Genomic DNA, 22823 nt, shown 5'->3' with positions numbered 1-22823 from the left:
GCCATTAATTTCACGCAATACGGGCTTTCAAAACCTGCCGGATGCGCCGGGAGCGGCAAAAATCATGGGAAAAGAAAATGGAAAATGGCTTCAGCCGACGATGGCGAAGGCGTCGCGCGTGGTGCCGGAGGCATTGCGGACCGGCTTTTGCCCGATCCATTGCACGTGCCGCTCGAGAACGGGAGCGGCGTTTTCGATATTGCCCTGACGCAGAAACGCCAGGATGGCGCGGTGGTCGTGGTCGGTGCGGACTTCCCATTCCGACCGCCAGCTGGCGAACAGGAAACGGGCGCTGGCGGCATGCAGATCGCTGATGGCAGCCAAAAGGCGCGGCATGCCGCACGGCGTCAGAATCAGCGTGTGAAAGCGGCGGTTGGCCTCCTCCCACGAGCGGACATCACGGGAATTGTCGCCTGCGACCGTCGCCTCCTCGGCCTGATCCAGAATGGCGGGCGTCAGATGCGGCGCCGCATGGCGAAGCGCCAGCACTTCAAGTGCTGCCCGCATTTGCGCGACCTCGCGAACCTCCTTCAAATCGAAGGACGCGACCCGCACGCCGCGGCGCGGTTCGCTGACGGCAAGACCCTGCGCTTCAAGCCGGCGGAAGGCCTCGCGCACGGGCACGTGGCTGGTTCCGAATTCCTCGGCGATATGGTCCTGCCGCAGCTTCGTGCCCGGATCCAGTTGTCCAGTCACGATCCTATCGGCAAGGATGCGGCTGATGCGGCTGGCAATCGTGTCTTCGCTCGCTGAGGTCATTTTTTATAGATAATTTGCCGTGACGGCGCTGTCGAGACCGCGATTGAAATCATTGGACATCTTCACAGTCTTCGAGCTGGAACCGGAAGAAGAGTGGAGATCGACGCGCCGGACGGCCCTTGACGCTCTGTCCAAAACTATGCCTAACTTGGCGCATTCACCAGGGGGGTCCCGACAAGGGGCTGAGATTCTGCTGGCGTGACAGGTGGCTTTGCCACCTTCAAGCAGCGCAGTGACCCGTTGAACCTGATCCAGTTCATACTGGCGTAGGGACGGTGCAAGCGCTGTAGCGACTGGGACTCTGCGTGCGGATTCCTGTCAGCGTCTTTTCATCATTCCGGCTCTGATGACTGGGTCTCCAACCTTTGGAGCCTCAACCATGACTATTGCCGCAAAGAACATTACCCCGACCGTCACGACCGGCCCTCTGCCGGCCTCGCGCAAGGTGCATATCCCGGGTGAACTGTACCCGGACATTCGTGTCCCGATGCGCGAAATTTCCGTGCATCCGACATCGGGCGAACCGCCCGTCACCGTCTATGATCCCTCCGGCCCCTACACGGACCCGGCGCATATCGTCTCGATCGACGCGGGCCTGCCCCGGCAGCGTCAGGCCTGGGTTGTCGCACGCGGCGATGTCGAGGCCTATGACGGCCGGCACGTCAAGCCAGAAGACAACGGCTTTGCCACCGGCGAACGGCTGACGCCGGAATTTCCAATCCGCAACCATCCATTGAAAGCCAAGGACGGCAAGGCCGTCACCCAGATCGCCTATGCCCGCGCCGGCATCATCACGCCGGAAATGGAATATATCGCCATTCGCGAAAACCTCGGCCGCAAGGCAGCGAAGGAAGCGCTCATCCGCGACGGCGAGAGTTTCGGCGCGCGCATTCCGGATCACGTTACGGCCGAGTTCGTTCGCCAGGAGATTGCCCGCGGACGGGCCGTCATTCCGGCCAACATCAACCATCCGGAATCCGAACCGATGATCATCGGCCGGAACTTTCTGGTGAAGATCAATGCCAATATCGGCAACTCCGCTGTCACCTCGTCGATGGCGGAAGAGGTCGAGAAAATGGTCTGGGCGACACGCTGGGGCGCCGATACCGTCATGGATCTGTCGACGGGCCGCAACATTCACAATATCCGCGAGTGGATCATCCGCAACGCGCCGGTTCCAATCGGCACTGTGCCGCTCTACCAGGCCTTGGAAAAGGTGGGCGGCATCGCCGAAGACCTCAACTGGGAGGTCTATCGCGACACCCTGATCGAGCAGGCCGAGCAGGGCGTCGATTATTTCACCATCCATGCCGGCGTGCGGCTCTCCTACATCCCGCTCACCGTCAACCGCGTTACCGGCATCGTCTCGCGCGGCGGCTCGATCATGGCCAAGTGGTGTCTTCATCACCACAAGGAAAGCTTTCTCTACGAGCATTTCGACGAGATCTGCGACATTGCCCGCGCCTATGACGTGACGTTCTCGCTCGGTGACGGCCTGCGTCCCGGCTCGATCGCCGATGCCAACGACGCCGCGCAGTTTGCCGAACTCGAAACGCTCGGCGAACTCACCCAGATCGCCTGGGCGAAGGACTGCCAGGTGATGATCGAAGGTCCCGGCCATGTGCCGATGCACAAGATCAAGGAAAACATGGACAAGCAGCTGGAAGTCTGCGGCGAGGCACCCTTCTACACGCTGGGGCCGCTGACGACCGATATCGCTCCCGGCTACGATCACATCACGTCGGGTATCGGCGCTGCGATGATCGGCTGGTTCGGTACGGCGATGCTCTGCTATGTCACGCCGAAGGAGCATCTGGGCCTGCCCGACCGCAACGACGTCAAGGTCGGCGTCATCACCTACAAGATCGCCGCCCACGCCGCCGATCTCGCCAAGGGGCATCCGGCAGCCCAGTTGCGCGACGATGCGCTGTCACGTGCCCGCTTCGAGTTCCGCTGGGAGGACCAGTTCAACCTGTCTCTCGATCCGGAGACAGCCCGCTCCTTCCACGACGAGACCTTGCCGAAGGAAGCGCACAAGGTGGCGCACTTCTGCTCGATGTGCGGACCGAAATTCTGCTCCATGCGGATATCCCACGACATCCGTGCCGAGGCACAGAAGGAAGGGCTGGAGGCGATGGCGGCGAAATTCCAGGCGGGTGGCGCGCTCTATATGCCGCTTGGGCCCGATGGAACGGTTGCGCCGGCCGGAGAGTGACCATGCGCGTCCTGATCAGGGGGGCCGGCGTTGCCGGCCTCACGGTTGCCCATGAACTTGCCATCAAAGGCATCGAGGTCGCGGTTGCCGAGATTGCGGCCCGGCCCGGCGGCGGCGCCTCCTGGTTTGCCGGCGGCATGCTGGCGCCCTGGTGCGAGCGGGAAAGCGCGCCTGAAGCGGTGGTAACGCTCGGCTGCCGTGCTGCAGACTGGTGGGACGGCGCCCTGCCCGGCCATGTCGTCCGCAACGGCACGCTGGTGGTCGCGCCACCACGCGATGCGGCCGAACTATCCCGTTTCGCCACCCGCACGTCCACCTTCGACTGGCTGGGCAATGATAACATCTCCGCCCTGGAACCGGACCTTGCCGGCAGGTTCCGCAAGGCGCTTTTCTTCCGCGAAGAAGCGCATCTCGATCCCAGGCGCGCGATAACCGGCCTTTTCGGCAAGCTGGCGGCGATGGGCGTGCGGTTTCATTTCAATGTGGCTCCGGATTTTTCAGGCGCGGGGTTCGACCATATCGTCGATTGCACCGGAGCCCATTGCATAGGTCAAACGGCAGATTTGCGGGGCGTTCGGGGGGAAATGCTGATGCTGGAGACGCCGGATGTGACGTTGTCCCGCCCCCTCCGCCTCTTGCATCCGCGCATTCCGCTCTACATCGTGCCACGCGGCAATGGTGTCTTCATGGTCGGCGCAACAATGATTGAAAGCGAGGATCGCGGCCCGGTCAGCGCGCGTTCGCTGATGGAACTTCTGAACGCAGCCTATGCGCTGCACCCCGCATTCGGTGAGGCGCGCGTGATCGAAACCGGCGCCGGTGTACGGCCCGCGTTCCCCGATAACCTGCCGCGCCTCGAAAGCAATGGCGAGACCATCCGGGTCAACGGATTCTATCGGCACGGTTTTCTGCTGGCGCCGTCGATTGCCATGGAGGTCGCCGCCCATATCGCCGCCTCGCACGATTCGCAAACTTGGCAACGAGCCCCCCGTTCTTCCCAAGGTATCCCGCTTGCCAATCCACCCCACATCAATCCCCTTCAGATCGGAGCAGGCAGATGAAACTGACGATCAACGGCGAAGACCATCAAACCGATATTTCCGTCCTTTCCGACCTTCTGGTCTCTCTGGATTTCGAGGGCGACTGGCTGGCGACCGCCGTCAATGGCGAACTGGTGCACCGCGAGGACAGACCAAATTTCGCACTGTCTGACCGTGACCGTGTCGAAATCCTTTCGCCGATGCAGGGAGGATGACGATGCTGACGCTCTACGGAACCTCCGTTTCTTCGCGCTTGCTGCTCGGCACCGCGCGCTACCCCTCGCCCGCCATCCTTGCCGATGCGGTCCGCGCCTCGAAAACCGGTATCGTCACCGTATCGCTGCGCCGGGAAACCGCTGGCAGCCGCGCCGGCGGCGCCTTCTTCGAGCTCATCCGCACGCTCGGTGTCAGGGTTTTGCCCAACACTGCGGGCTGCCACACGGTTTCGGAAGCCGTGCTGACGGCGAAGATGGCCCGCGAGGTCTTTGCCACCGATTGGATCAAGCTCGAAGTGATCGGCAACCACGACACCTTGCAGCCCGACGTCTTCGCGCTGGTCGAGGCGGCGCGTATTCTCAGCGATGAAGGTTTCAAGGTCTTCCCCTACACCACCGACGATCTTGTCGTGGCGGAACGGCTGCTGGAAGCGGGCTGCCAGGTGCTGATGCCCTGGTGTGCGCCGATCGGCTCGGCCATGGGGCCGGTTAACCTGCCGGGGCTGCGCAGCATGCGGGCAAGCTTCCCCGATGTGCCGCTGATCGTCGATGCCGGTATCGGCCGGCCGTCGCATGCGGCGACGGTCATGGAACTGGGCTTCGATGCCGTGCTGCTCAATACCGCCGTTGCGGGTGCCGGGGATCCCGCCGCCATGGCCGCGGCCTTCGCCGGCGCCATCGAGGCGGGACGAACGGCATTTCACGCCGGCATGCTGGAGCCGCGCGACATGGCGGTGCCCTCAACCCCGGTTATAGGCAAGGCGGTGTTTTCATGAAGCTCGATCCGTTTTATCTGATCGTCGATAGCGCCGAATGGATCGACCGCCTCGTGCCGCTCGGTGTGAAACTGGTGCAACTGCGCATGAAGGATTGCAGCGAGGTTCAGCTGCGCGAGACGATTCGCCATGCGAAGACCATTTGCGCGGCACATGGCTGTCAGCTGATTGTCAACGACTATTGGCAGCTGGCGATCGAGGAAGGCTGCGATTTCGTCCATCTCGGCCAGGAAGATCTCGTGGAGGCCGATATCGCCGCGATTCGCGCTGCCGGACTCAAACTCGGGGTCTCGACCCATGACGAGACCGAGCTGGAGACGGCGCTTGCGGCAGCACCAGACTATGTGGCGCTTGGGCCGGTCTGGCCGACAATCCTAAAGAAGATGAAATGGGCGCCACAGGGGGTGGAGAAATTGCGCGGCTGGAAGAACCGCATCGGCTCCCTGCCGCTGGTGGCAATCGGCGGCATCAAAATCGGTCGTATCGACAGCGTTTTTGCCCAAGGCGCCGACAGCGCCGCCGTCGTCACCGACATCACCCTCAATGCCGATCCTGAAGCACGCGTGCGGGAGTGGATCGCGCGCACGGCCCGCTTTCGATGAGGTGGCTCGCTTGAAGCGCATGCCGCATGTGCTTGCGGTCGCGGGCTCGGATTCCTCCGGCGGCGCCGGTATCGTTCGCGATATCGAGACGCTGGCGGCCCTTGGTGTGAAGGCGTCGGTGGCGATAACAGCCGTGACCGTCCAGACGCATGATCATGTCCAGCATGTCGATGCCGTGGCGCCAGAGCGTGTCGCGCAGCAGATGCGCGCCGCGTTGTCAGCCAATCCTGTCGCAGCCATCAAGATCGGCATGCTGGCGACCGCAGCAACGATTGCCGCCGTTACGGCGGTGCTTGTGGACTATCCCGGCATTCCAGTGGTTCTCGATCCGGTTCTGGTGTCGACATCCGGCCGCGCCCTGTTGACCCCGGACGCAACGGACAGCCTGCGTCGGCTTTTCCGGTCGTGCACCCTCATCACGCCCAATCTGCCGGAGCTTTCGGTGCTGGCAGCATCGGCAGGAACCCCATCTTCGGCCAGCGTGGACGATCAGGCCAGAAGCCTTTTGGCGGCGGGGGCAAAGGCAATTCTGGTGAAGGGCGGGCATGGCGATGGGGCGGAATCCATCGATATCCTCTTCCGGGCGGACCATGCCGGTCAATCCTTCGCCTCGCCGCGCCTTGCCGCGACAATGCGCGGCACCGGCTGCATGCTGGCCAGCGCAATCGCCGCCCGTCTGGCCCTCGGCGACACGCTTTGCGTCGCAGTCGCGGAAGGCAAAGCCTTTGTGCACCGCATGCTCCGCGAAATGTGAACAGCAATCTCCCCGTCAATTTGCGATGATAGCCGGCAATCGAGTCCTTTGGACTGCTTCGCACCATGCTCCCCTGCTATTCTTTCTTAGGGGTAGCGCTTCAGACGCGCTATATTTCGGAGGTGAAGACCGTGGTGGAGAGATTCGCGCCGATGCCGCATGACATGAACGGTAAGAGTAACCAGCGTGTAGAGACAGACGACGAGCAGCCATTTTTCGAGCAGCTCCGCATGATGCAGCGAGCTTTCATCGCCTCGCCTGTCCGCAAGACCATCATATGGCTCGCCATCGGGATCGTCACCGTCATCCTGGCGACCGCATTCGGGCAGATCCTGCTGAACCGATGGTATAAGCCCTTCTACGATACGCTGGAGCGGCGCGATCTGTCGGCGTTCCTGTTGCAATTCGTCACCTTTGGCCAGATTGCCGGGACGCTGTTGATCCTCAATGTGCTGCAGACCTGGCTCAACCAGTGGGTCCGCATCAAGCTGAGAGAAGGCCTGACGCTCGATCTCATCGGCGAGTGGATGAAGCCCGCGCGCGCCTTTCGTCTTGCCAATGCCGGCTCCATCGGCATCAACCCCGACCAGCGTGTGCATGAGGACGCCCGCCATCTCGCCGACCTGACGGCTGGCCTGACCGTCGGGCTGTTCCAGTCAGGCATTCTGCTTGCCAGCTTCGTCGGCGTCCTGTGGTCGCTCTCGGCCGGATTTATCTTTCATATCGGCAGCTACGATCTCAACATCCCCGGCTACATGGTCTGGGCGGCCTTTCTTTACGCCGGAACAGCGGCGGCGCTCAGCTGGTTCGTCGGACGTCCTCTGGTGAAGATCAACGGCGAACACTACGCGCGGGAAGCTGCCCTGCGCTTCTCGCTGATGCGCGTCAATGAGCATATAGAGGCGGTTTCGCTGTCCTCCGGCGAAGGCAACGAAAAGCGCCGTCTGCAGCGCGATCTCGCCTCGGTTCTGGAAATCAGCAACAAGCTGATGATGGCGCTGACACGGCTGACGTGGGTCACGTCCGGCTATGGCTGGGTGACTGTCGTCGCGCCGATCGTCATCGCAGCCCCGGTCTATTTCAACGGCGGTCTCAGTTTCGGTGGCCTGATGATGGCTGTCGGCGCGTTCAACCAGGTGAACGCGTCGTTGCGCTGGTTTGTCGATAATATCGACAGCATCGCCGACTGGCGGGCGACACTGCTTCGCGTCGCCGCCTTCCGGTCTGCCATCCTGATGACCGACGAACGGCACGAAAACGACAAGCGCATCGAATTTGCCAAGGCTGACGGCGACCGCCTGACCATCGACCGCCTGGAAATTGCGCTGCCCTCGGGCTGCATCAAGCTCGCCGATCAGCATGTCGAAATCCGGCCCGGCGACCGCGTTCTCGTGACCAGTGACTCAGATGTTGAAAAAGCGCCGTTCTTCCGGTCTCTGGCCGGTCTTTGGCCCTGGGGACACGGGCGCATTGCCCTACCCCGCGGCGAAGACATCGCCTTTGTGCCGCGAACGCCCTATTTCCCGCCCGGCACGCTGGAAGACGTCCTCAGTTATCCGGAAAATCCAGGCCGTTTCAAAAAAGCCGATTTGGTATCGGTCTTGTCCAGGGTTGGTCTCAGCAAGTTACAAAACAGCTTCGATCAGGACATGCGGACGAGGCTGAAGCTCAACGAAGTCGAAATCAGGCTTCTGGCCATTGCGCGGCTCGGACTGCACAAACCAAACTGGATCATCATTGACGAGGCACTCGACACCCTGGATCGCGATGCCTACCAGCAAGTCCTGACCTTTATGGAGCAGGAACTGGGTCATGCGGCAATCGTGAATATCGGCAGGGTGGCTTCCGGCAATCGTTTCTTTACGCGCACACTGCAGCTCCAGAGCAGCCCGGCGGGCAAAGCCATCCGCTTGCTCAGGCCCAAAAGCTTGCGCACGGACAATCCCGAACTGGCAGACTGAATTGAGGCGGCATGTTTACGCACAGCCAGCTTTTGAGCTTTCCCCCTCCGAAGTGACGGAGGGGGAAAGCGAGACGTTTTAGTTGACGGCTGTGAGCGTCACCGATGTGCCGCCGGCAGCAAGATTGAGGCCAAGCTGCCCCGTCACGCTGATCGTCTGGAGGTGAATGGAGCCCGAGGTGCCGCCGACCAGGATGTTGGCGCCGATGCCGGCTCCAACGGTCGCTTCCGCACTCGCGCCCTGATAGAGACCGCTGAGCGAACCCTGATGGTACCCGGCCGTCGGCGCCAGCACCGCCCAGACGAGCTTGCTGCGCGTCGTAAAGCCCAGATCGACACCCATCTTCCTGACAGCACCGGTGTAATGATCCGTGCGCTCCCCGCCGATGGACGAATGGAACGTGCAATCGATGTCCTTGGCCGAGCCAAGAACGTAACCAGCGCCGCCGCCGACATCGCATTCAAGGTAACCGATCTTGACGCCGCCGCGCGTATCGCTCTCTTCATAGCTCGGAGCAGGCGCGCCGGCTGCCAGATCGGCGGCCTTAGCGGCAAACCCGCCCGCCACAGCCAGGGTCGCGGTGGTCAACGCCAAAGCGAGAGTTCTCTTCATCATTTTTCCTTCTCAAACCGTGACCGCCAATGCGGCCGTTCAGTCGATAGATTCGTTAAAAGTCATCGCATGTTTCGCAACCCAGCCCAGCTGAGGGAATGAACGCAGGTCAAGCCCAAGGCGCGGACCGGTTGCGGATGACGGACGTTCAACTGTTTACCTGTTATTAGGACATTTCAAAGGCAGCCCGGCAGCCCGGATCATGCGCCCACAACATCTCGGCCACCAGTCACCAAAATCACACAGAATCGCATCCTCTCTTTTGAAAGGAGGATGGCCAAGCGAACGCACCCGCGGAACGTTCCGTCTCCAGCCTCCGGCGGGATGATGCTTCCTGGCTGGAAGGGGGTGACAAACGCGTTGCGGCACGTCAACAATGGCGCCGCATCGTGGCAGGAGACCATGCGGACGAATCGGAACGGGCATGATCGGCGCCGTCGATCTCAGCCGGCACCGATGCGCAGCGATCTGCCTTTCGGCACAGCGAAATAGGACCGGCATCATGAGCAAGACGGCATTGATCTTCTGGGGTGGCTGGGAAGGCCATACGCCCGCCCGCAGCGCTGATATCGTCAAGGAGATCCTGACCGGCCATGGATTTGACGTGCGGCTGGAACAGGGAACAGCAGCCCTTGCCGATCCGCAGATTGCCCGGCTCGACCTGATCGTTCCCGTCATCACCATGTCGGCGATCGAAAAGCCGGAACTGGAAAACCTCGTCGCTGCGGTCCGTGGCGGCACGGGCCTTGCCGGTTTTCACGGTACGATGGGCGACAGCTTCCGCAACGAGCCGGAATACCAGTTCATGACCGGTGGCCAATGGGTTTCCCATCCGGGCGGCATCATCGACTACCGGATCGACATCGCCAAGCCGGATGATCCGATCGTCGCCGGCATCGGCAGTTTTGCCTACCGTTCCGAGCAATATTACCTGCATGTCGATCCGAGCAACGAGGTGCTGGCAACAACCACGTTTGACGGTGCGCATTTCGATGGGATCAAGGGCGTCGTCATGCCGGTCGTCTGGAAGCGGCACTACGGCAAGGGCCGCGTCTTCTACAGCGCACTCGGCCATACGGCTGACGAATTCGACGTGCCGCAGATGAAGACGATGTTTGAACGCGGCGCACTGTGGGCAGGAAGAGACGAAAGGCCATCGGGGAAGGCATAGACCGGTATTTTCCGCAGGATACCCGCGGCGGCACATTGCCGGCAGCGATGGCACGGTCTAGACGCTGGCCTACAATTTCCCGAACGCCACGCTTCTCCAACTCCAGCCGGCCCGATGAGCGGCGTCAATCAGGGGCGTCTTTATTTCGGCGGTATCGAAGCGATATTCGTAAACCTTGCCGTAGGACAAATCTTCCTTGAAGGCGAAGACCATGTCGAAGCTTTTTTCCCACTTTCGGCCGCGAAACGCATTAGCACTCAATGCAAGCGCGGGCACGCCGGCGCGCCATTCGACGGACCATTCCTGATCGACCGCGCGGATTTCGCAAGCGGCAGCATCGAATTTCATCAACACCTTGAACACCCGTTGCAGCCCGGCTTTGGCAAATAGTTCATACCAGCGGGCATCAACGATCTTCCATTCCGCGACGAGATCGACGCCTTCCGGCTTGCCGTCACGAATGATGAACGGCGCAGTCTTTCTATTGATGGCGAGAAGATTCTTGCGAAGCGCTGCCGTCGATTGGCGGTCCACGCCCTTCGGCGCCGGTTTATATCCCATCAGCCAGTCGAACAATTTCACGGCAGGTTTCCTCAATCAGGGCACTGTGGGCAATCTCTACAGTAAGACACATTAAAAAATCGCGCTCGTGTCCCATCAGGTTCCTGCTGGCCAGGTTTGCTACGCGAGCAGACGAGAACAAAGTGCACGGCTTTTGCACGGTTCAGCCGTGCAATTCACGGAAGTTGCCCTTGCAACCGATAGAACGGACCGCCGCAAGAAGAGAGAAACTCGCCGATGTTCCGCGAGGGGGCCTGCCGGGCGGAAGCCCCGGCCTCCTGAGAAATCGTCTCTGTCATGGTATCCACCACGTCTTGCTCAACGCTACCCGGCTGGCGGGATCAGTTTCGGGTCGATGCGGGGCAAAGCTTGTCCTCATCTTGAATGGCATCTTGCCGAAACAGCTTCCGGAACACCTCAAGGAACATGTTCGTACATGTTCGCATCTCCCAAATTGATCGAAACTGGGAGAGCGTAAGACAGCAGAAAAGGAGTTTAAAGGTTGCTGTTATGTCGGACCTAGAGGGGGTTAGTAGGCGGTTCCCGCTACAAGAACTTAGCCAAGGCCAGCAGCGCCGGCCTTAATGTTTTTGGGCTGCATCTTGCCGAACGACATGACAGCGTCGCACAAAATGAATTCTCCAAGTCTTACGGAACAAGGCGGAATCACGCTGGAGGTAAGCCCCTGCCACATCGGAGTAGTTTTTATGTGCCGACTTCGCGACGCAGTTGGACGCCGAACTTGCCACCAGATGGGGAAGCGCGATGCGATAGGTTGTGGCGAAACATGCGTAAGAGTCGTATCTATCGACAAGCGTGGTTTAATGTCCTTTTTGTTGGGACGCTGATCGTCAGCCTCTCCACGTTGGGGACCTTTGGCGAAGCATTTGCCGCGAACTGCGGTTCACGGGGGGGGCTTGGCGTATCTTGGAAATACGCAAGGGGGGAGCCGTTCCGTCTGGCTTTCTGGAACCAGCCCTGGATCCTTTGGCCTTGACGCGGCTCAGGGCAATCAAACCGTCGATACTTGGAACAAAGACAAACGTGGCCTCCACCTCTCGCTTTCGCCGGTCGTTTCGAACGGGAACGGCGGGACGCACAAACTCTATGATATCTCAAGCGGAAAACCGTGCCTGCTCGACTCGCAGAACCAGGTGCGTAGCGGCATCCTTCCGAACATCGACTGGCCCGACGGCCGGCCGGATATTGACCCGCAACCGGTGTTCCCGAGGTTCGACTTGCCCGATGGTCGACCGGACATCGACCCGCAACCGGTGTTCCCGGGGTTCGACTTGCCCGATGGTCGACCGGACATCGACCCGCAACCGGTGTTCCCGGCGTTCGACTTGCCCGATGGCCGACCGGACATCGACCCGCAGCCGGTGTTTCCGGCGTTCGACTGGCCCGATGGCCGACCGGACATCGACCCGCAACCGGTGTTTCCGGGGTTCACGCCGCGCACCCCGACCGCCACCAGAGGCGGCCGCGTGGTCGCAGCCCAGACGCCGGATACCTGTATCGACCCTCGGTCGATAAATTCCAACAAGCAACAGCGCGACCTGCCAATCTGCCGGGACCTCGCTGCCGAAGAAGCGGTAGCACAGAGTGCGGGCCAGTCATCCCAGGTGCCATTGACGCCCGGCCGGGATCTGGCGGCGCCGTCGCTTTGGAATTTCTGGTGGGATGGGCGGTTCGCGGACATTTCCGACGAACGCTACGACCGCAACAGCGACACGTTTACCCGTTCGTTGGACCTGGGTCTCGACCGTCGGATTGCCGACAACCTTGTCGTTGGAATGTCCTTTTCATTGGAGGACAGCTCCACCGATGCCTTCAACGGTTCTTTGGATATCGATACCGACGGGTTCAGCTTCGGACCGTATGCGGCCTATCGCCTGTCTAAACACTGGGCCATCGACGGATCCCTAACCTATGGTCGTTTCAGTAACGACGTAGACCTGAGCGTGCTCAGCGGCGACTACGATTCGGAGCGTTTTTCCGGCGACATCTCTCTGCACGGCCAATATAAGCTCGGAGCGTATTTCCTCCGTCCCAAGGCGTCCGTGATGTTCTCACACGTCGAAAACGACGATTATGATCTCTCGGGTAGCATCCTTAACCTTCCTGTCAGCGTTTCCCTTCCGGGTGACAGCTATAATTATGGCGTCCTGTCCCTATCGACGGAGGTCAGTCGGTACTTCCGCTTGTCGGACGGTCAACCATTTCTGGTCTTTGCCGAAGTCGGCGCGCAGCATGAATTTCAGCGGCCGAACGATGGAAAGATTCTGACGGGAGATCTGTCCGAGGCAACGCCGTCACCGTGGGCGTTTTCACTCCGCTCCGGATTCAGAATGCTGTGGAACGACAATCTCCAGATCGAGGCGACAGGCGGATATTTAAGCTTTGGCCAGGACGACCTCGACGTATGGGAAGGCAAGCTCCACGTATCATGGAGTTTCTGATATCCGAGCGGCGATGATGAGTTACGAACGCAAATACCTGGCTCTCTGCAGCGAGCGTCGCCGCAGCAAAGTCTGGAAAGTCTCTCGGATCGCATCCGCGCTATCACGAACGAGGCGCTAAGGGTCGATATGACACCGTAGCGCTGCGCCTGAGAGCCGGCCGGCAGACACGCCGGCCGTTCGCGCACAAGCTGCGTGCCAGGAATACCTTCCCTCCACGATCAAACGTTCAAATCGACAAATAGTGGGATAGAGACAAGCGTGTGAGATCGCCAGAGACACGACAAGGCCCTGTGGAGACAATCCTTGGAGCCGCTGACATATTGAGAATGCTATGTTCTTGACGCGATTGGAAAAGAAACTGGTGCTGCTAGAGAGATTTGAACTCTCGGCCTCTCCCTTACCAAGGGAGTGCTCTACCCCTGAGCTATAGCAGCATCGTGCGCTGGATCAGTGTTTGTCCGGCGCGAGCGAGGGCCTATTGCCATAGCTTGTTGCGGAGCGCAAGCAGCAAATCAAAGTTTTCGTTGGATGGTGTGCCCGAAAAGCCGGCCGCTCTTCCGGAGTGCTTGGTTTTGCGGTATTTGAGCGCGTATGCACGATGAGAACAATCAGACACCGAATGATGCGGCGGCCGCGGCCGTCAAGCTTGAGCCTGGCCATGAGGCCGAGCGGCAGGCCGAGGCGCGCAGGTTAAGGGCCGCCAAGACGCTGCGCGACAATCTTTTAAGGCGCAAGCAGCAGGGGCGGGCGCGGCGCGCAGGGGCTGCCGACGAAACATCCGGCCTGCCTGCCGCAAAAACGGACGAATCGGCTGAATAATCCCTGCCAACACCATTGACCGGGTCCGGGGGCGGATCGCCGATGGTTGGCGACTTGTTGTTCATGCCCGACGTATTTATGCCCAATGCCCCATCGATGCTGATGGGGTTGCGGGCGGGATCAGCAGACTGCCCCGGCATCGTTCCCGTATCGCTGCGGATGCGCTTTGCCGGTCTCCGTTCAATTTGCTTCTCATTTCACGGCGCATCCTTTATGGAGGCGCCAATCTCTTAAAGTCCGGAATGTCAGGAAAGGCGGGCGGCGCCCGTAAGGTACCCTATGGATCGCATCAGAATTACCGGCGGCAACGAGCTGCGCGGCATCATCCCGATTTCCGGCGCCAAGAACGCCGCTCTGCCGCTCATGATCGCGTCGCTTCTGACCGACGACACGCTGACGCTCGAAAACGTGCCGCATCTGGCCGATGTCGAGCAGCTGATCCGCATCCTTGGCAACCATGGCGCCGACATTTCCGTCAATGGCCGCCGCGAGCGCCAGGGCGAAGGTTATTCGCGCACCATCCATTTCACCTCGCGCAACATCGTCGATACGACCGCGCCTTACGAGCTGGTCTCCAAGATGCGCGCCAGCTTCTGGGTCATCGGCCCGCTTCTCGCCCGCGAAGGCAAGGCCCGCGTCTCGCTGCCGGGCGGCTGCGCCATCGGCACGCGGCCGGTCGATCTGTTCATCGAGGGTCTGACGGCGCTCGGCGCCAACATCGAGATCGATAGCGGCTATATCAACGCAACGGCCCCGAAGGGCGGCCTGATCGGCGCACGCTACGTCTTCCCGAAGGTTTCGGTCGGCGCCACCCATGTGATGATGATGGCAGCAACGCTTGCCAATGGCACGACGACGATCGGCAACGCCGCCCGCGAGCCGGAAGTGGTCGATCTGGCCAACTGCCTGAATGCCATGGGTGCGAAGATCACCGGCGCCGGCACCGCGACGATCACCATCGAGGGCGTTACCTCGCTGTCGGGCGCCCGCCACCGCGTTCTGCCCGACCGGATCGAGACCGGCACTTATGCCATGGCGGTTGCCATGACCGGCGGCGATGTCGTGCTCGAAGGCACCAATGCCAAGCTGCTCGACACCGCAATCGAAGCGATCCGCCGCGCCGGCGCCGAAATTACCGAGACCGAAAGCGGCCTTCGCGTCGTGCGCAATGGCGGCGGCATCAAGCCGGTGGATGTGGTGACCGACCCCTTTCCCGGTTTCCCGACCGACCTGCAAGCACAGTTCATGGGCCTGATGACCAAGTCGTCGGGCGTCTCGCACATCACCGAGACGATCTTCGAAAACCGTTTCATGCACGTGCAGGAACTGGCCCGTCTTGGCGCCAGGATCACGCTGTCGGGCCAGACGGCGAAGATCGAGGGTGTCGAGCGCCTGAAGGGTGCACCGGTCATGGCGACCGACCTGCGCGCTTCGGTATCGCTGGTGATCGCCGGACTGGTGGCCGAAGGCGAGACCATGGTGTCGCGCGTCTATCACCTCGATCGCGGTTTCGAGCGTCTGGAAGAGAAGCTCAACAAATGCGGCGCCCAGGTAGAACGCGTCAGCGACTGATCTGATACGCCGCATCAGGGCTCGCTGTTGCGGATTGGCTGCCGGCGTCCTATGTCCTTGGTCATGATGATGGCGGCCATTGGCCGCCCAGGCAGGGGATGAATGGCATGAGTGATTTGAAGCTGATGGCGCTGGATCCGGAAGATCTGGAGATCGTGTCCGCCCATGTGCAGGACGCGGTCTTCAAGGTGTCCGGCCTCGACTACGCGCCGCGTTCCCGGCAGGTTTCGCTGGTGATCAACCGCTTCGTCTGGGAAACGGCCGAAGGCCGCGGCAAATCTTTCGAGCGCCGCCGCAGCCTGCTCGCCTTCAAGCGCGTCAACGCCGTCCGTTCCATCGGCTTTAACCGCAAGGACAACGAAAAAGTGCTGTCGCTGCTGGCCATCCAGTTCGAGCAGAACGGCGATGGGCCGGATGGAACCGTCGAATTCATCCTGTCCGGCGAAGCCTCGATCATGCTCGATGTGGAATGTATCGAGGTTCAGCTTGCAGATACCGGCGGCGCATGGGAAACCGGTTTCAAGCCGCGTCATCCCGCCGGCGCCTGATTTCCTGTTCGCCGGCCTGCCACGGCCGCGCGTTTCTATCGACCACCCGTGCCGACCACCCACAAGGACGTTTTCATTGGCTATTCGTCTCGACTACCTGACCCCCGGCTTCGAAGAGCAGTTCGCGGCCTTTTTGACGACCAAGCGGGAAGTGTCCGAAGACGTCAACGCCGTCGTCAAGACGATCATCGATGATGTGCGCCTGCGCGGCGACGAAGCGCTGGCCGAATATACCCGGAAATTCGATGGCCTCGATTTTACCGTTACCGGCATGGCGGTCACGGCTGACGAGATCGACGCGGCGATCGAGGCCGTGCCGTCCGAGGTGCTGGGCGCGCTCAAGGTTGCCGCCGTGCGCATCGAGGCTCATCACGCCCGCCAGCGGCCGAAGGACGACATCTACGAGGATTCGATGGGCGTCGGCCTCGGCTCGCGCTGGACGGCGATCGATGCTGTCGGCCTTTATGTGCCGGGCGGCACGGCAAGCTATCCGAGCTCGGTTCTGATGAACGCGCTGCCGGCCAAGGTTGCTGGCGTCGAGCGCATCGTCATGGTCGTTCCCGCCAATGGCGGCGTCATCAATCCGGCGGTTCTGGCTGCCGCGCGCATGGCTGGCGTCGAAGAAATCTACCGCATCGGTGGCGCCCAGGCGATCGCCGCCCTTGCCTATGGTACGGCAACCATCGCCCCGGTCGCCAAGATCATGGGGCCGGGCAATGCCTATGTCGCCGCCGCCAAGCGCCAGGTGTTCGGCACCGTCGGCATCGACATGATTGCCGGTCCCTCGGAAGTGCTCGTCATTGCCGATCGCGACAACGATCCGGACTGGATCGCCGCCGATCTTCTGGCCCAGGCCGAACACGATGCCGGCGCCCAGTCGATCCTGATCACCGACGATGCGCCGTTTGCGGCGGCGGTCGAAGGGGCGGTCGAGCGCCAGCTGCGCACCCTGCCCCGGGCGGAAACGGCCAGCGCCAGCTGGCGCGATTTTGGCGCGGTGATCCTTGTGCCAAACTTTGACGTGGCCGTGCCGCTCGCCAATCGGATCGCTGCCGAACATCTCGAACTCGCCCTTGCCGATGCAGATGCGATGATCCCGAAAATCCGCAATGCCGGCGCCATCTTCGTTGGCCGCCACACGCCGGAAGTCATCGGCGACTATGTCGGCGGCTCCAACCATGTGCTGCCGACGGCGCGTTCCGCCCGGTTTTCCTCGGGCCTTGGCGTGCTCGACTATATGAAACGCACCTCGATCCTCAGGCTCGGTGCCGGCCAGCTGCGCGATCTCGGGCCGGCAGCCATCGCCCTTGCCCGGTCCGAAGGCCTGGAAGCCCATGCACGCTCGGTCGCCATCCGCCTCAATCTCGGGGGCGAGGGATGACGTCCAGCCACCGCCTCTGCGATGTCGTGCTTGACGAAACCATTGGCCGCTCGACGCCCGACGTCGAACACGAACGCGCCGTGGCGATCTTCGATCTGATCGAGGAGAATTTTTTCGAGCCGGCCGGCCATATCGGCGGCCCCTATCAGCTCAAGCTGTCCTTGGTGGATTCCAAGCTCGTCTTTGCGATCACCACCGAGACAGGCACCGGCGTTGCGACCCATATCCTGTCGCTAACGCCGTTCCGGCGGATCGTGAAGGATTATTTCATGATTTGCGAAAGCTATTACGAAGCGATCCGGTCCTCGACGCCAAGCCAGATCGAGGCAATCGACATGGGGCGGCGCGGCATTCACAATGAAGGCTCGCAGACGCTGATGGACAGGCTGTCGGGCAAGATCAAGCTCGATTTCGATACGGCGCGGCGTCTGTTCACGCTTGTCTGCGTGCTCTACTGGCGGGGGTGAGCGTGACGGCCGCGGCTTCCCCACAGGCGTCCGAACGCAGCGCGAAATCGCCGGGTTCGGTGCTGTTCATGTGCGGGATGAACGCGATCCGCTCGCCGATGGCCGAGGTGCTGGCAAAGGCGATGCTGCCGCCCGGCACCTACATTGCTTCGGCCGGTGTCCGGCCGGGAGAGCGCGACCCCTTCGTCGATGTGGTGCTGGAGGAGATCGGGCTGACGGCCGGGCGGCACCAGCCGCATACGCTGGACGAGCTGGAAGACCACTATTTCGACCTGATCGTCACGCTTGCGCCCGAGGCACATCACGCGGCGCTGGAGCTGACGCGGTCCATGGCAATCGATGTGGTTTACTGGCCGACACCGGATCCGACGGTCGCGACCGGCACGCGCGAACAGATCGTTTCGGCCTATCGCGAGGTTCGAAATCACATTGCAGGCCTGCTCAAGCATCGTTTGCTTGGACAAATGCCGGACAAGATGGCATAGAGCCCCGTACGATAAATGAGGCGCATTCTGCCGGAAGGATTTTTTGTCAGGAAGCGGGCTTTTGTCGAAGGGCATACCCGGCAGGTACGTTCGAGACAAAAGCCCGCTTCCTGACAAAAAAGCATCCGGCCCTCCGGGTTGACTGAAATCGGCCGCCCACGGCGTCGGATGGCTTGACCGATGGGGCGGCATCGCTCCGCGCCGTCCTTCTTGTGGATCGGCCGATTTGAGACAACAGAATGCGCTTCATTTATCGTACGAGGCTCTCGCGCCCTGATAAATCCGGAAAAGGCGGCAAAACCGGAAAAGTGACGTCGTTGCTGTTCACAAAACCGCGGCGATTGTGTAGTTTCCGCCAAATTTTTAAAAGGCGCGACATGCGCCTATACCGAAGCACAGAAAGAAATACCCTACATGGCGAAAGAAGAAGTCCTCGAATTCCCGGGCGTCGTTACCGAATTGCTTCCCAATGCAACGTTCCGCGTCCAGCTTGAAAACCAGCATGAAATCATTGCCCATACGGCTGGCCGCATGCGCAAGAACCGCATCCGCGTTCTCGCCGGCGACAAGGTGCTTGTCGAAATGACGCCGTATGACCTGACCAAGGGCCGTATCACCTATCGCTTCAAGTAAGCGCGGCGCGGCTTGCGCCGCAAACTCGAGATCGATGGCCCTGTTGCGATGGCATTGACACATAAGCTGATCCTGGCCTCCGGTTCGCCGCGGCGTGTCGAACTGCTCGCGCAGGCGGGCATCGAGCCCGCGCGGCTGATGCCGATGGATCTCGACGAGACGCCGAAGCGCACCGAGCATCCGCGCTCGCTCGCCTGGCGACTGTCTGCCGAAAAGGCCCGCGCAGCGCTTGCCGCCATCAAGGGAGAACCGGGCTGGGAGGGAAGCTATATACTTGCCGCCGATACCGTCGTCTCCGTTGGCCGCCGCATCCTCGGCAAACCGGAACTGGTGAGCGAAGCCTCGAGCACGCTGCATCTTCTCTCGGGCCGCAGCCACCGGGTCTATACCGGCGTCTGCCTGATCACGCCCGACAAGACGATGCGCCAGAAGGTCATCGATACCAAGGTTCGCTTCAAGCGCCTTTCCAGTCACGATATCGACAGCTACCTGGCGTCCGGCCAGTGGCGTGGCAAGGCGGGCGCCTACGGCATCCAGGGCATCGCCGGCAGCTTCGTGGTCAAGCTAATAGGCTCCTACACCAATGTCGTCGGCTTGCCTCTCTATGAGACCGTGAGCCTGCTTTCAGGCGAGGGCTATGACGTGCATGACAGCTGGATGAAAGGCTAAAGCCATGAGTTCGGAAGAAACCAAGGGCGCCTCCAACGTGGCGCCGCTGCGCAAAATCGTGCCCTGCCCCGAGTGCAAGCGCCCGTCGCACCGCGAACACTATCCCTTCTGCTCGGACCGCTGCCGCAATGTCGATCTCAACAGATGGCTTACCGGTTCCTACGCCATTCCGGTGGCCGACGATGAATCAAAAGCCAACGACGAGGAATGACGGCGCGCTAATTTTCGCGCGATATCCGTTATTTTTCAATTATTTGCACCAAATGACATTTTCCTGTCGAAAAAACGTCATTTGGTGCTGGACACCGCCGAACAAGATGTTATAACCCCGCTCGCTTCCGGGGCGCAACCAACCGCCCCACGGTTCTTCAAGCGGAACCATTGCCCTAAAAGGCAGGATGCCCGGATAGCTCAGTTGGTAGAGCAGCGGATTGAAAATCCGCGTGTCGGTGGTTCAAATCCGCCTCCGGGCACCATTTTTTTCTTAAATAAGTCAAATGGTTATTGCTGCGGCCGAACCGTTTGYGGTGGCATCTTTTTTGCTGCTATAGCATCTCCTACCGCTTATCCGTTCCGCGTTGCTCGCTCAGGCATATTGCTGAAAGGGGCCGGCCGCTATGACTGGACACACGAAATTCCAGCTCGAAAGTCGGATATCGTGCACGGTGCGAAAGTGTCACGCGACCGAAGGATATCTCTCACTTTTCGAAAGGTCACTCCTGCTATCGGACAACCTTTTTAAAGCCGCCCTCAGCCCCCTTCGGATTGAGATCGGTTATTAGTTTCACTATTCGGTCGCTTCGGTAGTTACGATAAATCATGGGAATCGTATGGGCCGAGCCCAAACGGCGAGCCAATGCCAAGCGACATTCTGAGACGACCGCGCCAGCCGCGTTCCATAGACGGGATGGCTTTGGACCGCGGGCGGAAATGCATGCTCCCGCCCGCGATTGCCCCTTTGACCACATCGCAAGACTTGCCGTTACCGTTCGGCTGCGTGAACCTGTTAAAACGAACGACGGAACCTGACCATGCCACCGAATTCATCCGAGTCGCCTATATCGAAGTTTTCGTAGTATCCAATTTCGGGCGTGACGGAAAAACCCGGGACCATTTCATAGACAACATTCGCAACAGCCGCGAAATTCTCGTCGCCATCCAATGACAGCTGAGCGTTGAGCGCGGTCGTTTCAGAAACCTTCGCAGTGCCGCCGACCCATGCGGCCCACTCTCCGCCCCAGACACCGTAGAACTGCGAATAGGACGGGCTGTCGTCAGACTTCAGACCGGCCATCAGAAAGGCGCTGTAGACAGGGCTGAACGTGATATCGAGCCGGGCCTTCCCTGCCCATTCCTCCGAAACTGAGTCATAAGCCGCGACGGCCGTCAGGGAACCCCATTCCTTCGTGTAGGAAGCACCCGCCACGATGTGAGGCAGGTCGCCATCGGCAAGTTGCGCGCCATAGCCCTGCTCCAACGCAGCGGAGACGGAAAAGCCGTTCGCAGATGAAAAGGTATAGGCAATCTGGTTGGTGCCAAAAGGACCGTAGCCGACGATATCGTCACGCAGGACGCCGCCGGCGTAGTAGGTAAGCGTCGTGAACAGAGAGTCCGTAAATCCGGCCCGCAAACCGCCGATCTCGATATAGGCATTCTCAATCAGGGCATCCTGCCCTCCGTCGGCTGCGCTATCCACATCGAAGTTGATCTGAATGTAACTCCTCAGGGTCCCCAGATCGGTTTCCGAGCGCGCGTCCAGACGAAGAGCGGCGCGGGTCACGCTCGAGTAGGTGTCACCGATAAAGTCCCCGTCGAGGTCGGCGCCGAACAGACCGAACTTTAGGTCGTGACGAACATACCCGTCGATCTTCAAGCAGTTTTCGCTCCCCGGAATGTAGAAGAAGCCCGTTCCATATGCGTCGCACACGCGCAGGAACTCCCCCGGCTCAGATGCAACATATTGACTTTCATCGGCGGCCAACGCGCTCGACGCAAGCAACGACAAAACAAAGCCGCTAGATATAGAACGAATCATGCTTATTTCCCCCACCACAATAGGTACGAAAGCCGTATGGCAATCGAATTCATTTTCACGATCAAAGTCTTGCTGGAAGCAAACCAGCTTCAGTCTTTGGATGTTTTAGAGATTATTATTTCTTACTTCGCGGACAGCTTCTCGTACTGCCCGACGTACATTAGAAATAGTTTATCCAGATGATCGTGGAATGGCTGGGATGCAGCCTTATCATATCCAGGATTACACCCGCAGGGCTGAGATGACGCGGAAATGCCGCCAGATCATACGGAACCTGATCCAGATCGCTCTTATGAAGGCGAAGGGTTGCAGGTCCCCCGCGCTTCGAGCGGCACCAGCAGACACGCCGTGAGATTTAGCGCCGGAAGCGAGCGCTATGAATTTACTTTATGACAGACTGGTCAAGGAAGAGCGCGGCGGCGCGACCGTTGTTTGGAGAAATCGCACCGCCGCTAACGTCGGGACGGGAGGAACCCTTCCCCGGCGCATTTGGAACGTGAAAAAGCGGGGGCCGGTCGCCCCGCGTGGAGGCCCGCCTCAGTAGACCACCACGCCACGAATGCTTTCGCCGGCGTGCATCAGGTCGAAGCCCTTGTTGATGTCCTCGAGCGGCATCGTGTGGGTGATCATCGGGTCGATCTGGATCTTGCCCTGCATGTACCACTCGACGATCTTGGGGACATCGGTGCGGCCGCGTGCGCCGCCAAAGGCGGTGCCCATCCAGTTGCGGCCGGTCACCAGCTGGAACGGACGGGTGGAGATTTCCTGGCCGGCACCGGCAACGCCGATGATCACCGACTTGCCCCAGCCGCGATGCGAACTCTCCAGCGCCTGGCGCATCACCCTGGTGTTGCCGGTGCAGTCGAACGTGTAATCGGCGCCGCCGATCGTATCGCCGTTGCGCTTGGTCAGGTTGACCAGATAGGGAACGATATCGTCGCCGACCTCCTTCGGATTGACGAAATGCGTCATGCCGAACCTTTCCCCCCAGGCCTTGCGGTCGTTGTTGATGTCGACGCCGATGATCATGTCGGCGCCGGCAAGGCGCAGGCCCTGCAGCACAAGGCGCAGGCCCTGCAGCAC

23 protein-coding genes, 2 tRNA genes and 1 riboswitch are annotated in these 22823 nt (G+C 60.6%); of the genes, 19 read left to right on the top strand and 6 right to left on the bottom strand.

Annotated features, from left to right (window positions below; translation table 11 throughout):
- Positions 1-90: 90 nt before the first annotated feature.
- Complete coding sequence (locus AC1D17_RS12320; RefSeq protein WP_477565692.1) at positions 91-759, bottom strand: GntR family transcriptional regulator; 669 nt, start codon at positions 757-759, stop codon at positions 91-93.
- Between the two features lie 152 nt (positions 760-911).
- Positions 912-1050, top strand: a riboswitch (TPP riboswitch).
- An 88-nt stretch (positions 1051-1138) separates the two neighbouring features.
- On the opposite strand from AC1D17_RS12320, the gene thiC reads away from it, so the two are divergent.
- From thiC to AC1D17_RS12285, 7 genes are all read left to right on the top strand, one after another.
- A complete protein-coding gene (thiC, locus tag AC1D17_RS12315) occupies positions 1139-2974 on the top strand; it encodes a phosphomethylpyrimidine synthase ThiC (protein WP_477565691.1) in 1836 nt (611 codons plus the stop codon).
- Positions 2975-2976: 2 nt separating this feature from the next.
- Positions 2977-4035 (top strand): glycine oxidase ThiO, encoded by a 1059-nt coding sequence (gene thiO / locus AC1D17_RS12310; RefSeq protein ID WP_477565690.1) that lies wholly within the window; start codon positions 2977-2979, stop codon positions 4033-4035.
- Complete coding sequence (gene thiS, locus AC1D17_RS12305; RefSeq protein WP_477565689.1) at positions 4032-4229, top strand: sulfur carrier protein ThiS; 198 nt, start codon at positions 4032-4034, stop codon at positions 4227-4229. The genes thiO and thiS overlap by 4 nt, the downstream gene beginning before the upstream one ends.
- Before the next feature lie 2 nt (positions 4230-4231).
- On the top strand, positions 4232-5005 hold the full coding sequence (locus AC1D17_RS12300; RefSeq protein ID WP_477565688.1) for a thiazole synthase: 774 nt from the start codon (positions 4232-4234) through the stop codon (positions 5003-5005).
- Entirely contained in the window at positions 5002-5607 is a 606-nt protein-coding gene (locus AC1D17_RS12295; protein ID WP_477565687.1) for a thiamine phosphate synthase, read from the top strand. The genes AC1D17_RS12300 and AC1D17_RS12295 overlap by 4 nt, the downstream gene beginning before the upstream one ends.
- 19 nt (positions 5608-5626) lie before the next feature.
- Positions 5627-6361 carry a hydroxymethylpyrimidine/phosphomethylpyrimidine kinase gene (locus AC1D17_RS12290; protein WP_477565838.1) on the top strand — a complete coding sequence of 245 codons (735 nt, stop codon included), beginning with the start codon at positions 5627-5629 and terminating at the stop codon, positions 6359-6361.
- A 131-nt stretch (positions 6362-6492) separates the two neighbouring features.
- Positions 6493-8322 (top strand): ABC transporter ATP-binding protein/permease, encoded by a 1830-nt coding sequence (locus AC1D17_RS12285; RefSeq protein ID WP_477565686.1) that lies wholly within the window; start codon positions 6493-6495, stop codon positions 8320-8322.
- Between the two features lie 78 nt (positions 8323-8400).
- Here the strand turns inward: AC1D17_RS12285 and AC1D17_RS12280 are convergent, their stop codons facing one another.
- Positions 8401-8934: a DUF992 domain-containing protein gene (locus tag AC1D17_RS12280; RefSeq protein WP_477565685.1), complete on the bottom strand. Its 534-nt coding sequence runs from the start codon at positions 8932-8934 to the stop codon at positions 8401-8403.
- 502 nt (positions 8935-9436) lie between these two features.
- On the opposite strand from AC1D17_RS12280, the gene AC1D17_RS12275 reads away from it, so the two are divergent.
- Positions 9437-10105, top strand: coding sequence for a ThuA domain-containing protein (locus AC1D17_RS12275; protein ID WP_477565684.1), 669 nt, complete (start codon positions 9437-9439; stop codon positions 10103-10105).
- Between the two features lie 69 nt (positions 10106-10174).
- Here AC1D17_RS12275 and AC1D17_RS12270 read toward each other — a convergent pair whose 3' ends face one another.
- Entirely contained in the window at positions 10175-10687 is a 513-nt protein-coding gene (locus tag AC1D17_RS12270; RefSeq protein ID WP_477565683.1) for a hypothetical protein, read from the bottom strand.
- Between the two features lie 896 nt (positions 10688-11583).
- Between AC1D17_RS12270 and AC1D17_RS12265 the strand changes: the two genes are divergently transcribed.
- Positions 11584-13128: an autotransporter outer membrane beta-barrel domain-containing protein gene (locus tag AC1D17_RS12265; protein WP_477565682.1), complete on the top strand. Its 1545-nt coding sequence runs from the start codon at positions 11584-11586 to the stop codon at positions 13126-13128.
- Between the two features lie 362 nt (positions 13129-13490).
- Here AC1D17_RS12265 and AC1D17_RS12260 read toward each other — a convergent pair.
- A tRNA-Thr gene (locus tag AC1D17_RS12260) sits at positions 13491-13565 on the bottom strand.
- Between the two features lie 157 nt (positions 13566-13722).
- Here AC1D17_RS12260 and AC1D17_RS12255 point away from each other — a divergent pair.
- From AC1D17_RS12255 to AC1D17_RS12210, 10 genes are all read left to right on the top strand, one after another.
- Positions 13723-13950: a hypothetical protein gene (locus AC1D17_RS12255; protein WP_477565681.1), complete on the top strand. Its 228-nt coding sequence runs from the start codon at positions 13723-13725 to the stop codon at positions 13948-13950.
- Between the two features lie 279 nt (positions 13951-14229).
- Entirely contained in the window at positions 14230-15522 is a 1293-nt protein-coding gene (gene murA / locus AC1D17_RS12250; RefSeq protein ID WP_477565680.1) for a UDP-N-acetylglucosamine 1-carboxyvinyltransferase, read from the top strand.
- A gap of 107 nt (positions 15523-15629) precedes the next feature.
- Positions 15630-16070, top strand: a complete 441-nt coding sequence (locus tag AC1D17_RS12245) for a DUF2948 family protein (RefSeq protein ID WP_477565679.1) — start codon at positions 15630-15632, stop codon at positions 16068-16070.
- A gap of 76 nt (positions 16071-16146) precedes the next feature.
- A complete protein-coding gene (hisD, locus tag AC1D17_RS12240; RefSeq protein WP_477565678.1) occupies positions 16147-17451 on the top strand; it encodes a histidinol dehydrogenase in 1305 nt (434 codons plus the stop codon).
- A complete protein-coding gene (locus AC1D17_RS12235; protein WP_477565677.1) occupies positions 17448-17918 on the top strand; it encodes a UPF0262 family protein in 471 nt (156 codons plus the stop codon). Before hisD ends, AC1D17_RS12235 begins: the two co-directional genes overlap by 4 nt.
- Before the next feature lie 2 nt (positions 17919-17920).
- A complete protein-coding gene (locus AC1D17_RS12230) occupies positions 17921-18403 on the top strand; it encodes an arsenate-mycothiol transferase ArsC (RefSeq protein ID WP_477565676.1) in 483 nt (160 codons plus the stop codon).
- A gap of 414 nt (positions 18404-18817) precedes the next feature.
- A complete protein-coding gene (gene infA, locus AC1D17_RS12225; RefSeq protein WP_037105236.1) occupies positions 18818-19036 on the top strand; it encodes a translation initiation factor IF-1 in 219 nt (72 codons plus the stop codon).
- Positions 19037-19084: 48 nt separating this feature from the next.
- Positions 19085-19705, top strand: a complete 621-nt coding sequence (locus tag AC1D17_RS12220) for a Maf-like protein (RefSeq protein ID WP_477565675.1) — start codon at positions 19085-19087, stop codon at positions 19703-19705.
- Between the two features lie 4 nt (positions 19706-19709).
- Complete coding sequence (yacG, locus tag AC1D17_RS12215; protein ID WP_477565674.1) at positions 19710-19916, top strand: DNA gyrase inhibitor YacG; 207 nt, start codon at positions 19710-19712, stop codon at positions 19914-19916.
- A gap of 189 nt (positions 19917-20105) precedes the next feature.
- A tRNA-Phe gene (locus AC1D17_RS12210) sits at positions 20106-20181 on the top strand.
- Positions 20182-20711: 530 nt separating this feature from the next.
- Here AC1D17_RS12210 and AC1D17_RS12205 read toward each other — a convergent pair.
- Entirely contained in the window at positions 20712-21740 is a 1029-nt protein-coding gene (locus tag AC1D17_RS12205; RefSeq protein ID WP_477565673.1) for a porin, read from the bottom strand.
- 537 nt (positions 21741-22277) lie between these two features.
- Positions 22278-22823, bottom strand: a 546-nt coding sequence (locus AC1D17_RS12200; RefSeq protein WP_477565672.1) for a zinc-binding dehydrogenase, incomplete at its 5' end; no start/stop codon positions are given.

It is taken from the genome of Pararhizobium sp. P1_E7 (assembly GCF_056405855.1).
This window is presented reverse-complemented; position numbering and strand designations above follow the sequence as displayed.

Bases quoted from the DNA above. Each gene is read 5' to 3' on its own strand.
- AC1D17_RS12280 (WP_477565685.1), bottom strand. From the start codon at position 8,934: ATGAAGAGAACTCTCGCTTTGGCGTTGACCACCGCGACCCTGGCTGTG.
- AC1D17_RS12275 (WP_477565684.1), top strand. From the start codon at position 9,437: ATGAGCAAGACGGCATTGATCTTCTGGGGTGGCTGGGAAGGCCATACG.
- AC1D17_RS12295 (WP_477565687.1), top strand. From the start codon at position 5,002: ATGAAGCTCGATCCGTTTTATCTGATCGTCGATAGCGCCGAATGGATC.
- thiC (WP_477565691.1), top strand. From the start codon at position 1,139: ATGACTATTGCCGCAAAGAACATTACCCCGACCGTCACGACCGGCCCT.
- AC1D17_RS12245 (WP_477565679.1), top strand. From the start codon at position 15,630: ATGAGTGATTTGAAGCTGATGGCGCTGGATCCGGAAGATCTGGAGATC.
- murA (WP_477565680.1), top strand. From the start codon at position 14,230: ATGGATCGCATCAGAATTACCGGCGGCAACGAGCTGCGCGGCATCATC.
- AC1D17_RS12205 (WP_477565673.1), bottom strand. From the start codon at position 21,740: ATGATTCGTTCTATATCTAGCGGCTTTGTTTTGTCGTTGCTTGCGTCG.
- infA (WP_037105236.1), top strand. From the start codon at position 18,818: ATGGCGAAAGAAGAAGTCCTCGAATTCCCGGGCGTCGTTACCGAATTG.
- yacG (WP_477565674.1), top strand. From the start codon at position 19,710: ATGAGTTCGGAAGAAACCAAGGGCGCCTCCAACGTGGCGCCGCTGCGC.
- AC1D17_RS12235 (WP_477565677.1), top strand. From the start codon at position 17,448: ATGACGTCCAGCCACCGCCTCTGCGATGTCGTGCTTGACGAAACCATT.
- AC1D17_RS12320 (WP_477565692.1), bottom strand. From the start codon at position 759: ATGACCTCAGCGAGCGAAGACACGATTGCCAGCCGCATCAGCCGCATC.
- AC1D17_RS12255 (WP_477565681.1), top strand. From the start codon at position 13,723: ATGCACGATGAGAACAATCAGACACCGAATGATGCGGCGGCCGCGGCC.
- thiO (WP_477565690.1), top strand. From the start codon at position 2,977: ATGCGCGTCCTGATCAGGGGGGCCGGCGTTGCCGGCCTCACGGTTGCC.
- AC1D17_RS12300 (WP_477565688.1), top strand. From the start codon at position 4,232: ATGCTGACGCTCTACGGAACCTCCGTTTCTTCGCGCTTGCTGCTCGGC.
- AC1D17_RS12220 (WP_477565675.1), top strand. From the start codon at position 19,085: ATGGCATTGACACATAAGCTGATCCTGGCCTCCGGTTCGCCGCGGCGT.
- thiS (WP_477565689.1), top strand. From the start codon at position 4,032: ATGAAACTGACGATCAACGGCGAAGACCATCAAACCGATATTTCCGTC.
- AC1D17_RS12290 (WP_477565838.1), top strand. From the start codon at position 5,627: ATGCCGCATGTGCTTGCGGTCGCGGGCTCGGATTCCTCCGGCGGCGCC.